Here is a 15,010-nt window from a genome sequence, read left to right on the forward strand (position 1 = left end):
GGGGAGGAACACTCATGTCGAAAATGCACGTCAAACTCACCGTGAACGGCAAAGAGGTCGAAGGACTGGCTGAGCCGCGCACGCTGTTGATCCACTTCCTGCGGGAAGATCTGAAAATCACCGGTCCTCATATCGGATGCGAAACCAGCCATTGCGGTGCCTGCACCGTGGATATCGACGGTAAGTCGGTTAAATCCTGCACCACTTTTGTGGCGCAGGTGAACGGCGCTGATATCACTACCGTCGAGGGCCTCACTAATGACGATGGTAGCCTTGGTGTTCTGCAGGAAATGTTCCGCGAACATCACGGGCTGCAATGCGGCTTCTGCACGCCGGGCATGATTACCCGCGCGCATCGCTTGCTGCAGGAAAACCCGAACCCAACCGAGGAAGATATCCGATTTGGTATGGCCGGTAACCTCTGCCGCTGCACCGGGTATCAGAACATCGTCAAAGCGATTTCGGCTTCGGCTGACATGCTGAACGCTCAGAAGGAGGCCGCGGAATGAACGACCAATCCATGACCCCCGAAGAACGCGCCGCCAATCTCAAAGGGATGGGAAGCTCGCGCAAACGCGTTGAGGATGTGCGCTTCACCCAAGGCAAGGGCAACTATGTCGATGACATTAAGCTGGATGGAATGCTGTTCGGCGCATTTGTCCGCTCGCCTTACGCACATGCGCGCGTTGTCAGTGTAAACAAGGACGCAGCGCTGGCCGTGCCCGGTGTAGTTGCGGTGTTGACGGCCGAGGATTTGGCACCGTTGGGCCTGCATTGGATGCCGACGCTGGCAGGTGACAAGCAAATGGTGCTGGCCGATGGCAAGGTTCTGTTCCAAGGCCAGGAAGTCGCCTATGTCGTCGCCGAAAATCGATACATCGCAGCGGATGCGGCAGAGCTGGTCGAGGTCGAGTACGAAGAGCTGCCCGTCCTGACTGACCCGTTCGAAGCGTTGAAGTCGGACGTTGTCCTGCGTGAAGACCTTGCGGGTCAAACCGAGGGCGCGCATGGCCCGCGCAAACACCACAACCATATCTTCACCTGGGAACAAGGCGACAAAGACGCGACTGAAGCCGTTCTGGGAGAGGCGGATGTCGTGGCGGAAGAGATGGTCTATTACCATCGGACCCACCCATGCCCGCTGGAGACATGCGGCTGTGTTGCCTCGATGGATAAGGTGACCGGCAAGTTGACGCTGTATGGCACCTTCCAGGCCCCGCACGCTATCCGGACCGTCGTGTCGCTGATCTCGGGTCTAGCCGAGCACAATATTCGCGTGATCAGCCCAGATATTGGTGGTGGCTTTGGTAACAAAGTTGGTGCCTACGCGGGCTATGTCTGCTCGGTTGTTGCATCCATCGTCACCGGCCAACCGGTGAAATGGGTCGAGAACCGGATGGAAAACCTGATGTCCACCGCCTTTGCCCGCGACTACTGGATGCAGGGTAAGATCGCCGCGACCAAAGACGGCAAAATCACCGGTCTATGGTGCCATACAACAGCGGATCACGGTGGATTTGACGCCTGTGCCGACCCAACTAAGTTCCCGGCCGGGTTCATGAACATCTGCACCGGGTCCTATGACATCCCGACCGCCTATCTGGCTGTAGACGGCGTCTACACCAACAAGGCGCCGGGCGGTGTGGCCTATCGCTGCTCGTTCCGGGTGACCGAGGCTGCCTATTTCATCGAACGGATGATTGAGGTTCTGGCGATCAAGCTGAATATGGACGCGGCTGAGCTGCGCCGGATCAACTTTATCAAGGCCGATCAGTTCCCGTATCAGTCGGCACTGGGCTGGGAGTATGACTCGGGTGATTATCACACTGCGTGGGATAAGGCGTTGAAGGCCGTGGACTATGAAGGTCTGCGGACGGAACAGGCGCAGCGGATCGAGGATTTCAAGGCCGGAAAGACCCGCAAACTGCTGGGCATCGGCTTGACGCATTTCACCGAAATCGTCGGGGCCGGACCGGTCAAGAACTGCGATATCCTCGGCCTGGGTATGTTCGACTCCTGCGAAATCCGCATCCACCCGACCGGCTCCGCCATCGCGCGGCTGGGGACGATCAGCCAGGGTCAGGGCCATGCCACGACCTTTGCCCAGATCATCGCCAGTGAGATTGGCCTACCTGCCGATGACATCACGCTGGAAGAAGGCGACACTGATACCGCGCCTTATGGTCTTGGCACCTATGGGTCTCGGTCGACACCAGTGGCCGGTGCGGCAACGGCGATGGCCGCCCGCAAAATCCGCGCCAAGGCGCAGATGATCGCAGCCTACTTGCTGGAGGTGCATGACGACGACGTTGAATGGGACGTGGACCGGTTTTCAGTCAAAGGTGCGCCTGAGCGGTTCAAGACCATGAAGGAAATAGCCTTTGCCGCCTACAATCAGGCAATCCCAGGGCTCGAACCCGGTCTTGAGGCGGTCAGCTACTATGACCCGCCGAACATGACTTATCCGTTCGGGGCCTATATCTGCGTGATGGAGATCGACGTGGATACCGGCGAATGGGACGTCCGGCAGTTCTATGCGCTGGACGACTGCGGAACCCGGATCAACCCGATGATCATCGAAGGACAGGTCCATGGGGGCGTGACCGAGGCGCTGGCCATCGCGATGGGCCAGGAAATCGCCTATGATGAGATGGGCAACGTGAAGACCGGTACTTTGATGGACTTCTTCCTGCCCACGGCATGGGAGACGCCCAACTACACCACTGATCATACGGTGACGCCATCTCCGCATCACCCGATCGGTGCCAAGGGCGTGGGCGAGAGCCCGAATGTCGGCGGCGTGCCCGCGTTTTCGAACGCGGTGCATGATGCCTTCCGCCCATTTGGTCTTGTCCAAAGCCACATGCCGCATGACCACTGGCGCATCTGGAAGATCGCCAACGGTCTAGGAATGCACGGCTAACAGGAACGGCCGTCGCGCTGAAATACGGTGCGGCGGCAATCCGGGAGAATGGCATGAGTTTGCTGAAGATACAGCACGGCCTCGCTGAGGTGGGCTATGTTGCCGACGACCGTCTGGCGATGGCGCTGCATCTGGCGCAGACACTCGGGCGCCCGCTGCTGCTGGAAGGCCCGGCAGGCGTCGGCAAAACCGAGGTCGCTAAGGCCTTGGCGGCACAGCGCGCGGCGCGGTTGATCCGGTTGCAGTGCTACGAAGGGCTGGACGCCAGCCACGCGATTTATGAGTGGAACTACCAACGTCAGTTGCTGGCCATCCGTGCAAGCGAGGCGCAGGGCGGCACCAGCGAAGCCCAATTGTTCACCGATGACTACTTGCTCAAGCGACCTCTACTGGAAGCGATCAGCGAAGAAGAACCACCTGTTCTGTTGATCGATGAAATCGACCGGGCGGATGAAGAATTCGAGGCCTATCTGCTGGAAATTCTGTCTGATTTTCAAATCACCATCCCGGAACTCGGCACCATCAAGGCGCGTTCCCGGCCCATCGTGATCCTGACCGCAAATGGAACTCGGGATCTGTCAGACGCTTTGCGACGCCGGTGCTTGTACAGTTTTCTGGACTATCCGTCGCGTGAAACGGAAATGGCAATCTTGAAAGCACGTATGCCCGAGGTCGAGGGACTACTAGCTCGTCAGATCGTTGGCGTCGTGCAGGCGCTGCGTAAGGAAGACCTAGAGAAAACCCCCGGCATCGCCGAGATGCTGGACTGGGCGGCGGCCCTTTCGGGACTGGGCGTCAATGACATGGCGCAATCTCGGGAAGAGGTTCAGGCGACCCTTGTTTGTCTTCTTAAAACTGCTGCTGACTATGACGCTGCCCCGCCCGAAGTGATGGATCGCCTGATCGGGAAAGTAGCGTGATGCAGGTCACTCGGTTCCCCTCTCGCGCAGCAGGTTTATCTGATCGCATGTCCGGCTTCATCGCGCATCTGCGTATGAACGGAATGCGTGTGGGACCGGCCGAGACGGGGGACGCATTGGCGGCACTGGCGGCGGTTGAGGCGACGGATGTCAGGCAGGCGCAGCAGGCCCTTTGCGTTTTATTAGCGGGCGATGCCGACGATTGGCGGCGGTTCGATGAACTGTTTGAGGCTTATTGGTTTAATACCGGGAAGCAACGAGCCGGAACCGCCCAAACGGCTCATGTGCGGGTCCAATCCGCCAAGCCGATGATCTGGCAGCAAGAGAGCCAGGATGCTCAGGAAACCGAGACCGGCACGGATCAGGCCGCCGCACCTGATACCGGCGATGGGGAGGCCGTGGGGAGAGACGGGAAGCTGATTGCAACCCGTACGGTCAACCTGTCGCGCCGGGATTTGCGCGAACTGATGGATGAAGACGCGCTAAGGCAGGCGGAACAGACCGCAACCGCCATCGCACGTGCGATCCGCGACCGTCGCTCGCGCAGGCGAAAGCAAGCGCTGCGGGGCACTGCTCTGGATATGCGCCGGATTCAACGCGCCAGCCTCGCACGAGGAGGAGACCCGATCGATCTGTATCGCCGCGCTCGTCCTCCTCGCCCAATGCGGATTGTTGCCTTGTGTGACGTCAGCGGGTCGATGACGGTTTATTCACGGGTCTTCCTGGCTTTCCTCAAAGGTCTGATTGGCAGTGGAACAGAGGCGGACGCCTATTTGTTCCACACCCGTTTGATGCGCGTTACCGATGCGCTGCGCGACCACGACACGCTACGCGCTGCAGGGCGGCTATCGCTTATGGCCGAAGGGTTTGGCGGTGGGACCGACATCTCGGGCAGCCTTGAGAGGTTTCTGAACGGACACGGTGCCCGCGCATTGAACGGGCGGACGATCGTTTTGATCCTCTCGGACGGCTATTGCAGCGCGTCGCCAGACGCCTTGGGAGAGGTTCTGGCCCGGATCCGGCGCAAGGCACGGCGGATTGTCTGGCTGAATCCTCTTAAAGGATGGAAAGACTATCAGCCCATTGCCGCCGCCATGCAGGCTGCTGAACCGTATTTGGATGCGCACCTGCCGGCCAACACGCTTGAAGCACTGGCGGCATTGGAACCCGAATTCCGAAAACTGTGAAAAGGACATGGCCATGGCAGGTTTCGACATTTTTGACACGATTGAGGAGTTGCGAAAAAAGGGCGACGCCTTTTGCGTGGCAACTGTCCTTCGCACTGCCGACGCAACCTCGGCCAAAGCGGGTAGCAAGGCCGTGATCACGCGGGACGGGCGTATTTTGGGCCATCTGGGCGGAGCTTGTGTGCAGCGTGTTGTGCGAACATCGGCGCAGGAGGCACTGGCTGGTGGAACTCCAAAAATGATCCGCGTGAAACCTTCGGAAAAGGTGGTGGCGATGACAGACCCGGATGGTGTTGAAACCTTCAAGAGCGGTTGTCCTTCGGGTGGAACCGTCGATTTGTTGATCGAGCCCTATCAGCACGCCCCGCGCCTGATCATATTTGGGGATTCTCCGATTGCACATGCGCTTGCCGCGCACGCGGCGTTGGCCGGGTTGCGTGTTTGCTTGCCTGAAGGGTCCGAATGCTCTGTGGACTTCACCGGATTTAATTCGGACGACTTAAGCACTTTGGGGGTTGAAGCGCGCGACTTCGCAGTTGTCGCCTCGCAAGGCAAAGGCGATGGCGCGGCATTGAGAACTGCACTTGAATCACCAGCACGCCGCGTTTCGATGGTCGCGAGCCACCGCAAGGCCAAGGTTTTGTGCGAGAGGTTGGAAGCGCAGGGATTGACCGCCGAACAGACCAGTCGGCTCAAGTCCCCGGCCGGTCTGGATATCCATGCAATCGACCCGCACGAAATCGCCCTGTCGATCCTAGCCGAAATCATCAGTTGGCGAAATTCAGACAAATCCGAGGAGACGTCGCATGATGAAAAAATGGCGTAAGTGGTTGCAGTCCTTTCGGACTGTGAAGCCGGATCAGACTCCGGAAGAAGCGACCGAGACCGCACTTCGCGTTTTCCCAAGATGTTGTTGAGAAAAGGACTCTCAAATGGAACTAAATGACGAAATCCGTATCTCTGCCCCGCGCGATGTTGTGTACCGAGCGCTGAATGATCCGGATGTATTGCGTGAGTGCATTCCCGGGTGTGAGGAACTGATTCAACATTCTCCCGAGCACTTGGAGGCCAAGGTTTTGCTCAAAATCGGCCCCGTCAAGGCGCGGTTTAGCGGTGAGGTGACGTTGGACAACTCCAAGGCTCCGGACGCGTTTTCCCTGAACGGTGAAGGGAAAGGCGGCGCTGCGGGCTTTGCTAAAGGGGGGGCGGACGTCTCTCTTAGCACTGACGGGGAGGAAACGGTTCTATCCTATACTGCCAACGTCACAATCGGTGGAAAAATTGCGCAATTGGGCAGTCGGTTGATTGCGGGGACTGCTAAAAAACTCTCAGCTAAGTTTTTCGACAAGTTTGGGGAAATCGTCGCCGAGCAACACGTCGGTTAGACTGTCGCACAGACCAAATGAGCCTATTTGGAGCGAGCTTTCTGCGCTTGCTCGGGACATCTTGGATGAGACTGTTTGCTGTGCAAATCTAACAACATAAAGGTCACGCAGTTTTATGGTTTGCGTGGTTCATTGTAGCAATGCTGGAGGGCAGGGGCGGAGGTTCAAACCAGCACCGTCGCCTCGGGTCGTTTCTCGGTCAACCTGTGACAATCGCCATTTCATGGCGCGTCTGACACTGGCCGCTTCGGGAAAGCCTCTACCCCTATGAGACCAATGACTCAGTGTAGTTGTCTTAGTTCGGCTTTGGTGAAACAGGAACTTAGCGATACCGGATGTTCCAACGCCACCTAGTCGAAACTACATCCTGTGCCGCCGATACCATCGTCTGTGCCGGGATCGATAGACGGGCATTCTTCGTCGCTGTTTCCGATTGCTTCCTCGACAACAACAGGAGCCTCAACGACAGGTTCTTCCAGATTTTCCGATCCTGCACAGGCCGTCAGGAGGAGCAGGAAAAGGCAGTATCTGGCAGTTTTCATTCGGTATTGTCCCTTTGGCGAAAGAAGTAGGCTCCGGCGCGGAACCTGTAGTCTGCATCAGTCTTCTTTTCTGCTTTCATATCAGCGGCTTTGTCGGCGAGCGATTCAAAAACCGCCATCTGCGCACGTTTATGCTCTTCTTCCAAAAACAGCACCTGTTCCCTGGTCAGGCTTCCATAGTGAACTGCGCGTTCGAAAAACGGGGGTGACTCACCCATGACATTTTCGGTTGCGGCAGACATGTGATCGCCAAGGTTGCGTGTCAGATAAGCCAGTTGATCCTCGGATCCTGCAAGCGGTTGATAAGATGTTTGGAGCAACCGCAACATGTCATTGTTCAAGGCTTCTACTGTGCCCGCATTGAGCAACGTATCGAGCATTGTGCGGGGGTGAACATCTCTTCGAATATCACGAGCGAGCGCCTCAAACGAAGGTTTCTCACCGCTTCTGGGGATGTCATGTGCCAGATAATCCGGGTCTATTCGCCAGCGCTGGATTAGTGTGGCCAAATGATTGGAACGTGTTTGCAAAGGTGGTTCCGACTTTAAACGCGCTATGTCTCGCCGTTGCAGGCCAGTCAGAACCGAGATGCGGCTGTCTGTTGCCTTCCCTTTGGACTGTTTTATCGCTGCAGCAATGTAATGCGTCTTTAGACGCTCCATCAGCTCAGGGAACAGTACACCGCGCGCAACCATGAGGCGCGCGAAGGGTGCAAAGAGTGTGTCCAGCAAATCAGGCATATGTGCTATATGCACATTTTTCTTGACGTCGGCAATACTCCATGAAATGTGTAATTTGCACATTTATGGAGAGTCTTTGATGAGATCTTTCAAATCCAATGAGTTAAAAGCTGCCGGTGCCATCTGTGGCATCGTGTTGACCGGCTTGGGTCTTTCTGGCTGCGCGGACATTGCCGTCACCGGAAATCTGGAAGAGCCCGTCGTGGAAGCCCCGGTAGTCGTTGAGGAAGCGGTGGCGGTCTCAGGACCTTTGCCAGCATCGCAACCCGTCAGGTCAGCTCCGAGTGCAGGCGTGTTAACGGCAGGCGACATTGATGACTCACTCAACCTAGCCTCATTTGTCCCACTGCAATCAGAAGCATCCAAAGCGCTAGGGCTGCCTCGAGCGGATTTGTCCACACCGGTTCTGGCAACTTTTGTAGGAGAGGATAACGAACCCGCTCCGGGTGTTCGTTTCACACTTAGAAAACCAGGCTCCACCAAACCTTTCTATGACGGAATTTCAGGTGTGGATGGGGTCGTCAACGTATTCCCCGCAGCCTTGGGCGCAGGACGGGTTTCTGAAGTCGAACTTCGGGCCTTCACAGATGGATCAGATGTTCCAGTTACCCAAGTCATAAAAAACAATGGAACCCGACAAACAGTAAAAGTTCCGGGGAACCAGACTTGGCAGCCCGGTTTTCTGGATTTGGCTTTTGTCATCGATACCACAGGCAGTATGGGCGACGAAATGGAATGGCTGCTGAAAGACCTGAGTTCCATTCTGCGGCAGGCCAAAAGCAGCGCAAGCGATATCGACATCCGTCTTGGCCTCGTGGTCTATAAGTCGAGGGGAGATCGTTATGTGGTCAAAAGCTACGGATTTACCCGAAATCAAAAGCAGTTCCGTAAATGGCTTAGTGGCGAGCTGCCGACAAGCGGCGGAAGCGGATATCCCGAAGCAGTCGCTGATGCGCTGGAAGCCGGTGTTTCCCTGAACTGGCGCCGCGGGAACGGCGAGCGCCTCTTGTTCCAGATCGGCGACGAGCCACCTCATCGCACCCAAACCCGAACCTATTTGAATGCCGCTGGGAAAGCTGCTCTGGATGGCATCCAGATCTTCAGCGTCGAAGCCAGCAGCCAAGGGCCGCATCTTGAATATCTAATGAGACAGGGCGCGCTGGTGTCCAACGGGCGGTACATCTTCCTGACCGACGACAGCGGTGTCGGATATGCACATAACGAGCCATCGACGACATGCTATCGCGTGACCCCTCTCAACGATCTGATGGTTCGTGTCACTCAAAGCGAACTAAAAGGGCGCCGCATTGAAGCATCAAACCAGGACGTTGTCCGCGAAGTCGGAAGCTACAGGAACGGCGTCTGTCTCAGCTAGAAAGATCGAAACGCGGGTTTGAGTTGTCTCGTGCGACGAAATGAGCAGCTTCGCTTCGATCCATGGAACCTCATGCAGCCCTCGGAATTGGCCAAGACGGCCTAATGCGGAGGCTCTATTCCCGAGACAATGGCAAGCAGGAAGATGCCGGTGGGACGAGTTGTTTAGTGCGCGGGGCTCACCGCATGTAACCGCCAAGTGTTTGGGACGCCTTTCAACTCGTGCTCTCCGCAGTCTTTAAACTGGAACGGAGCACCAAGCATCAGTTGCCGGGTGAGGTCGGAGGCCAGGACCTGTCCGTCCTGGGCTTGGCCCATGACACGCGCCGCTACGACCACGCCAAGGCCGCTGATATCATCGCCTCGAATTTCAATCTCACCCGTATGTGCGCCGAAGCGTGCGTTCAGGTCGATAGCCGACAAAGCTTGTTGTACAGAGCCGGCGCAGGCCAGTGCGCTAGTAGGAGAACTGAATGTTGCCAGCACACCGTCGCCCGTGAACTTTACCAGATGGCCGCCATGTCGGGAGATTTGGGTTGCGCAGATGTCGTCGTGGCGGTTCATCAGGTCACGCCAGCGGTCGTCGCCGATCCGGGCTTGTTGCGAAGTCGACTCGACCAGATCAGAGAACAAAACAGTGGCGAGTGTGCGCGTGGGCTGCATCGTCACAGGCGGCGCGCCGGTGACAAACTCTACGATCGCAGTCGCATAACTTTCCACGTCACCCTCCCACGGCACATGTTCGTGGCCCGGAATGGTTTTGTACTCCGTATTGGGCATCAAACGCAGAAAGTCGTTGGCGCAATCGGCACCGTTTGGTTCTTCGGTCTCACGGTGAATGACCAATGTGGATTGGGAGATAGAAGGCAGCAATTCCCGGATATCGATCCACGCGGCCAGTTCAAACAGATTTGCAACTGTGATGGGGGTCGCACTCATCCTTTGAAAGTGTGCCCACGCGTCTTGGGCCTCAGCATCGTCTGGACTTGGGCCGAATTCAGAAAATGGGTGAGGCTGATAGGGTTTCCCCCAATTTTCGCGGAACTGCGTCAAAGCGATCTCAAGACTTTCAGGGGTCAGATAGCCGCGTGTAAGACGACCTTGAGCGTATCCGCCGCAGAGCGCCAGGCGTTCGACGCGTTTCGGGTGCATAGCTGCATAGACACAGGCAAGTGAAGCGCCTTCAGAGAATGCAATAATCGTGGCCGAGGTCATGTTGGCGGCATTCATCACTGCCTCGATATCCATCATTCGCTCTTCGAGCGTCGGTGTACCTTGAATGCGGTCGGACATACCATTGCCACGCTTGTCGAAGGTAACGAGCCGTCCCGCAGAACTGAGAGCGGTCATCCACTGGAAATACCCCGGGTGTTCCATGGACGCTTCCAGATGCGAGATCATGCCAGGCACCAACACAAGATTTCGCGGTCCATCGCCCCACACCTGATAGGCGATAGAAAGCCCGTCGCTTTCGGTGAAAAGGGTCTCCACGCTGGTCGTCATGTACCCCCCAAATAGCTTTCTCGCCATTCTGCCGCTTGTGATTTCCTTTTGGACCGTAGCGAAGCTGGCGCAGGACCATAATGAAGTTTGAACGGCCATCGGGTCAACGATCGCTTTGGTTGAAGCAATCTGTGGCTACAACCCATGGGCAGGCGCCCAAAAAGAGCCCGCCTTAAGGGTGGTAAGCTGATGCGTCAGTTGGCCAGAAAACCGGGGGATGAACGGGCAACTTCGGTTGAAGTGAAGCACTTACTTGCGGCCCCTCCGATAAATCTAGTTGAAGGGTCTGCTTCGGATTATGATCGCTACACTGCCTGATGCCTGAGCGGCTTTTGCATCGCGGCACAAAGGGCGCCCACCAGCAGGACCGCTGAGGCGACGACCAAGCTGTCGCCTATTTCCCCGGTTATGTCCCCGATGATGCCGGCCCCGATCGGCCCTAATGCCTGTGAGACGGCGAATACCACGGTGAAAAAGCTAATGGTTGCTCCCCAATCTTGTTGCTCCACGTTCTGACGGACAAAGCTGGTTACAGCAGTTGGTGGCATAAAGACCGACAGTCCGAATACGAGTGCAGACAAAATCAGCCCGTATCCGGATGGAACCAAGATCGGCAGGGCTGACCCTAGTGCGACTCCGCTTAGGATCAGCGCCATGGGTAGCCCTGATGAATAACGCGCCAGAACTCCGCGCCAAATAATTGGGGACGCCATAATGCTGAACCCAAGAAGCATCCAAGTTGCGGTGGTCAACAGAACACTGGAATGCTGCTCTTTCATCCAGACAGAGATAAACGTGACATAGACAATGTAACCCATCCCGAACAGCGCGTACCCGCCGAGTTGTCCAAGCATTCTGCGCACCGGGGGGATGGACGGCAGTGCGGCGTCGTGTTCGCTTTCGGTCAACATTGTTGAAGCCCAAATCGAGAATGGGCAAATGATCAGGGCCACCAACCCTAGCCCGATCCAAGCCCAGTCCCAGTATTGTGGTCCGAATACGTCCAACATGCTCGGAAGGGTTGCACCACATAGAGCAATGCCAAATCCACCGCCGCCGCCAAAGTATAAGGCGATGGCCAACGCATTCTTTTGTGCGTTGCTTTGGAACAGCGACGCCGCCAGTACGCCGCCTGACACAAAGGAAAGAGCGCCGAATAGTCCGACCAACGTACGACACACGGTTTGCAAAACGAGGCTCTCACCAAACCCGGTTGCCAAAAGACACAGTGCGGTCGCCACAGTGCCAACAGCAAACAACCGCGACGGCGAATAATGCCGGATAAGTAAAAGTGTTAGAATTGACCCCACTATGTAACCAATCGAATTGGCCGTGTTGAGCCATCCGGATTGGGTGAGACTCCAGCCAAGGCTACTTTTCATTGACGGCAGAATGAGACCGTAGGCAAAGCGACCAAACGCGTTGGATATGCTGACGCCGAGCGCAAGGCCCAACAATATGAGCCACGGGTTCGCCGGTTTTGCCGCGGACATGAATATCCTTTCAGGTTGAACGGTTACCGTGCCCCAATGCGTTTGGTTGCGCAATCCCAGCTGATCTGCCCACGCGGCCTGGGATCAACTGAAAAGCGGCTGTTCGAAGGTTGAGTAGGGCAGAACATGTGCCTCAGTTTGTTCGGTGCCGGTGGCCGTCACATACCATCCAATAGCAGGCAATCCGCAATTGTGTTCCGACTGGCGCGGGCGTCACAACACGTGCGCTGCTCCGCTTTCTTCCGCCGCCAGCCGTTTCAATGCCATCCGGTCAAGCTTGCCGCCCATGGTTAACGGTAGGGTATCAATTTCCCGCACAACGTCCGGTGCCTTGTATCCAATCTGCTTTCGCACAAAATCAATGATCTCTCCGGCGCGCACCGGCGGTGCCCCATCAACCAAGCTCACAAAGGCCCAAACATCCTCGCCATGCAATTCATCACGCACTCCAACTGCCGCGGCTGCCGCGACGGATGGATGCGCTGTCAGAGCGTCTTCCACCTCTGCCGGGCTGATGTTTGAACCGTCATGTACGATGATCTGTTTCCGGCGTCCCCGGAACCAGAAATAGCCATCCTCATCCCGCCGCATCAGATCGCCTGAATCGAGCCAACCATCGCTAAACGCCGCCTCTGTCGCCTCGGGATCCTCCCAGTACCCTGTCATCATGGTTGGGCTCTTAACCCAATGCCGACCGTCCACTCCTACGGGCACCTCTTTACCGGCTTTGTCGCGAAGTACCGAGACATAGCCTGGATTGTTTAATCCAACTGCGCCCATTTTCGCGGCGCCACCATGGGTATTGGAATGCGACGTTCCCATTTCCGTCATCCCATAAAACGCCCCAATTGGCACACCAGCCAATGCGCCGAACGCTTCAACCAGTGTCTGCGAGGGTTTGTCCCCACCAGCCATCATCGTTTTGAGCGAGCGAAAATCATCGCGCACCGCCCCGTGCCCCATGACCAAAGCCGCCAAAGGCGCTGGTAAAATCTGCGCAACCGTTGGTCGCGTCTGCCGCAAGAGCCCCAAAAGCTCGTCTGGGGTGAATTGCCGGGCAATATTTGTCTTGGCACCTGCCCAAAGCCCTGCAAACGTCAGTCGCAACCCGGCGGTGTGCGAAATCCAAGACGCGGGCAACACAACGTCCTCCGGTCCCAGCCCAAGCCCCTGCGCATTGCTTGCCACCATGTATCCCATGCTGGCGTGGCTGTGCGTAACGCCCTTTGGCTTGCCCGTGGTCCCTGAGGTGAAGAATATGAAAGCCGGGGCGTCAGCCCGGACCTTCGGAAGTGTTCCGTTAGGCTCTGCGTTGAGCAGGTCATCGAAAGAGAGTGCTCCGTCCATTTCGCCCGCATAGACAATCACACCTTTGGGCAACTTTGCCACGCCAGGGACCGCGCTTACATCCCTCACCCTCTCGCCATGCATGAACAGAGCCACTGGTGCAGCCAGCTTCAGTGCATAGTTGATATCCGATGCCGTGTAGCGATAGTTGAGCGGCATCGCCACCAGACCAGCTCGCATGCAAGCCAGGTAGTGGATCACCAGCGCCACGCGGTTCGGCATAATGGACGCCACTCGGTCCCCAGGTTTGAGCCCCAGGCTGAGATATCGCAACGCCAGCCGCGTACAGGCGTCATCCAGCTCTTGCCAGGTTAACGCGCCGTCCAATGCGAAAAGTGCAACTGCCTTGGGATCTGCCGCCAACCCACGACCAAACAGATTCGTTAAATCCGCAGGTGCGGTCAGCGGTGGTCCGGATACCGACATGCTTTTTTCCTCAAATTGGGCGATAATAATAGCAAATTTGTATTCAGTGCCGAACGCGGCTGTTTTTTTCAGAGTATCTAACGAAGTCCTAGAAGCGGGGCGCGCTTACTCGCTAATTGTTTTCAGAGGTTTGTGACAAATTCGTCTGCACTGCTCGGATTTCGGCGATGGTCTGCCGCAGAGCTCCGATTTTCTGATCCACATCGCAATCCTCCAATAGTCTTTGGTCCGTGAAAGTCTCTTCCGCTGCCTGCAGCCAACAATCGAAGTATCGGCTCTCGACCCTGTCGGCAGTGTCAGCAAATTCGATCTGTTCCGACTGGGTGATCAGATCGGCCAGACGGGTTTGAAATGCGGTCCACGGGAAATGCCCTTCCTCAACCAGAGTTACGACCAGAGCAAAAATTCGGGTTTGCCAGGGGGCGCGAAACAGCGGGTTCTCATCGCCCAAATCGGGTATTGTGTCTAGAACTTGCTCGGCTATGTCCCCAGGCTGGTCATGCGGATTCAAGATAGCTCTCCCATAAATCCAGACAGACACGACCGTTCGGGTCAGCCGCCTCGCCCCACAGGTCGCTGGCCAAAAACTCGAGCGTATAACAATGCTGCGGGCAGGGTCCCTTTCCAGCCGCCATAGCGTCGGCAAACTGAAACACACCGCAATCAGAGACGATCCGCGCAACGCGATTGCGCACGTAGCGCGGAACTCGGGTATGGCCAACAGGGCTGTTGGCCAGAACCCTCACCGATTGTCCCACCTTGAATAGTGGCTCGGCCGTCGAGGGTGCAAATTTCATCTCAGCTCCTGCTTTGGTCGCTGTCAGAAGCTCGGCCGAACTTACGGCGGGATGGTCCTCTTGCGTGATATCAAATCGTTTATGGCCAGACTCCAGCTCGTGCCGATCAACCAGCCCGGCGTTTTGTGCCAAAGCCGCCGCCGCGATGGCCCATTTCTCAAAGTAATCCAGCCCCAGATAGTCTACCGGAGCAATGCGCTCGATCGCATAGCGGTGTTCGTCGGCGCAGAAAGGAACTGACCATGCCAGTGCTTCGGTCAGGGCGAAAGCGCGTTTCTGCCAGTCATGGTCAAACGCACGGTCCTGATCGCGTGGGACTTTCCCGAACCCGTGCATTCCCCCCATGTCATGAATACCATCCATGCATCCGTTC

The 15,010-nt window shown here is 56.8% G+C and carries 14 protein-coding genes; 7 read left to right on the top strand and 7 right to left on the bottom strand.

Annotated elements, in window-relative coordinates; all coding sequences use genetic code 11:
* Positions 1-14 precede the first annotated feature (14 nt).
* The 6 genes from ACXAGD_RS20675 to ACXAGD_RS20700 all read left to right on the top strand — a co-directional run bounded on the left by ACXAGD_RS20675 (position 15) and on the right by ACXAGD_RS20700 (position 6,415).
* Positions 15-509 (top strand): (2Fe-2S)-binding protein, encoded by a 495-nt coding sequence (locus tag ACXAGD_RS20675; RefSeq protein ID WP_170473684.1) that lies wholly within the window; start codon positions 15-17, stop codon positions 507-509.
* Positions 506-2,923 carry an aerobic carbon-monoxide dehydrogenase large subunit gene (locus ACXAGD_RS20680; RefSeq protein ID WP_475213583.1) on the top strand — a complete coding sequence of 806 codons (2,418 nt, stop codon included), beginning with the start codon at positions 506-508 and terminating at the stop codon, positions 2,921-2,923. The genes ACXAGD_RS20675 and ACXAGD_RS20680 overlap by 4 nt, the downstream gene beginning before the upstream one ends.
* A gap of 53 nt (positions 2,924-2,976) precedes the next feature.
* Positions 2,977-3,843, top strand: a complete 867-nt coding sequence (locus ACXAGD_RS20685) for an AAA family ATPase (protein WP_475213585.1) — start codon at positions 2,977-2,979, stop codon at positions 3,841-3,843.
* 47 nt (positions 3,844-3,890) lie between these two features.
* Positions 3,891-5,030, top strand: a complete 1,140-nt coding sequence (locus ACXAGD_RS20690) for a vWA domain-containing protein (RefSeq protein WP_475213587.1) — start codon at positions 3,891-3,893, stop codon at positions 5,028-5,030.
* A 13-nt stretch (positions 5,031-5,043) separates the two neighbouring features.
* The gene (locus tag ACXAGD_RS20695; protein WP_475213589.1) at positions 5,044-5,856 is read left to right on the top strand and encodes an XdhC family protein; all 813 of its coding nucleotides are present in this window, start codon (positions 5,044-5,046) and stop codon (positions 5,854-5,856) included.
* 106 nt (positions 5,857-5,962) lie between these two features.
* Entirely contained in the window at positions 5,963-6,415 is a 453-nt protein-coding gene (locus tag ACXAGD_RS20700) for a CoxG family protein (RefSeq protein WP_475213591.1), read from the top strand.
* A gap of 350 nt (positions 6,416-6,765) precedes the next feature.
* Here the strand turns inward: ACXAGD_RS20700 and ACXAGD_RS20705 are convergent, their stop codons facing one another.
* Together ACXAGD_RS20705 and ACXAGD_RS20710 are read right to left on the bottom strand one after the other, a co-directional pair.
* Complete coding sequence (locus tag ACXAGD_RS20705; RefSeq protein WP_475213593.1) at positions 6,766-6,957, bottom strand: hypothetical protein; 192 nt, start codon at positions 6,955-6,957, stop codon at positions 6,766-6,768.
* Complete coding sequence (locus ACXAGD_RS20710; protein WP_475213595.1) at positions 6,954-7,697, bottom strand: DUF6502 family protein; 744 nt, start codon at positions 7,695-7,697, stop codon at positions 6,954-6,956. The genes ACXAGD_RS20705 and ACXAGD_RS20710 overlap by 4 nt, the downstream gene beginning before the upstream one ends.
* A 79-nt stretch (positions 7,698-7,776) precedes the next feature.
* Between ACXAGD_RS20710 and ACXAGD_RS20715 the strand changes: the two genes are divergently transcribed.
* The gene (locus ACXAGD_RS20715; protein WP_475213597.1) at positions 7,777-9,072 is read left to right on the top strand and encodes a vWA domain-containing protein; all 1,296 of its coding nucleotides are present in this window, start codon (positions 7,777-7,779) and stop codon (positions 9,070-9,072) included.
* A 164-nt stretch (positions 9,073-9,236) separates the two neighbouring features.
* Here the strand turns inward: ACXAGD_RS20715 and ACXAGD_RS20720 are convergent, their stop codons facing one another.
* The 5 genes from ACXAGD_RS20720 to nthB form a co-directional block, all read right to left on the bottom strand.
* Complete coding sequence (locus ACXAGD_RS20720) at positions 9,237-10,673, bottom strand: alpha/beta fold hydrolase (protein WP_475213599.1); 1,437 nt, start codon at positions 10,671-10,673, stop codon at positions 9,237-9,239.
* Between the two features lie 206 nt (positions 10,674-10,879).
* Positions 10,880-12,067, bottom strand: a complete 1,188-nt coding sequence (locus ACXAGD_RS20725; RefSeq protein ID WP_475213601.1) for a YbfB/YjiJ family MFS transporter — start codon at positions 12,065-12,067, stop codon at positions 10,880-10,882.
* A 213-nt stretch (positions 12,068-12,280) separates the two neighbouring features.
* Positions 12,281-13,840: a class I adenylate-forming enzyme family protein gene (locus tag ACXAGD_RS20730; protein ID WP_475213603.1), complete on the bottom strand. Its 1,560-nt coding sequence runs from the start codon at positions 13,838-13,840 to the stop codon at positions 12,281-12,283.
* A 112-nt stretch (positions 13,841-13,952) separates the two neighbouring features.
* Positions 13,953-14,351 carry a nitrile hydratase accessory protein gene (locus ACXAGD_RS20735; protein WP_475213605.1) on the bottom strand — a complete coding sequence of 133 codons (399 nt, stop codon included), beginning with the start codon at positions 14,349-14,351 and terminating at the stop codon, positions 13,953-13,955.
* Entirely contained in the window at positions 14,338-15,000 is a 663-nt protein-coding gene (gene nthB / locus ACXAGD_RS20740) for a nitrile hydratase subunit beta (protein ID WP_475213607.1), read from the bottom strand. The genes ACXAGD_RS20735 and nthB overlap by 14 nt, the downstream gene beginning before the upstream one ends.
* Between the last annotated feature and the right edge of the window lie 10 nt (positions 15,001-15,010).

The organism is Ruegeria sp. ABF4_144, from assembly GCF_056160045.1.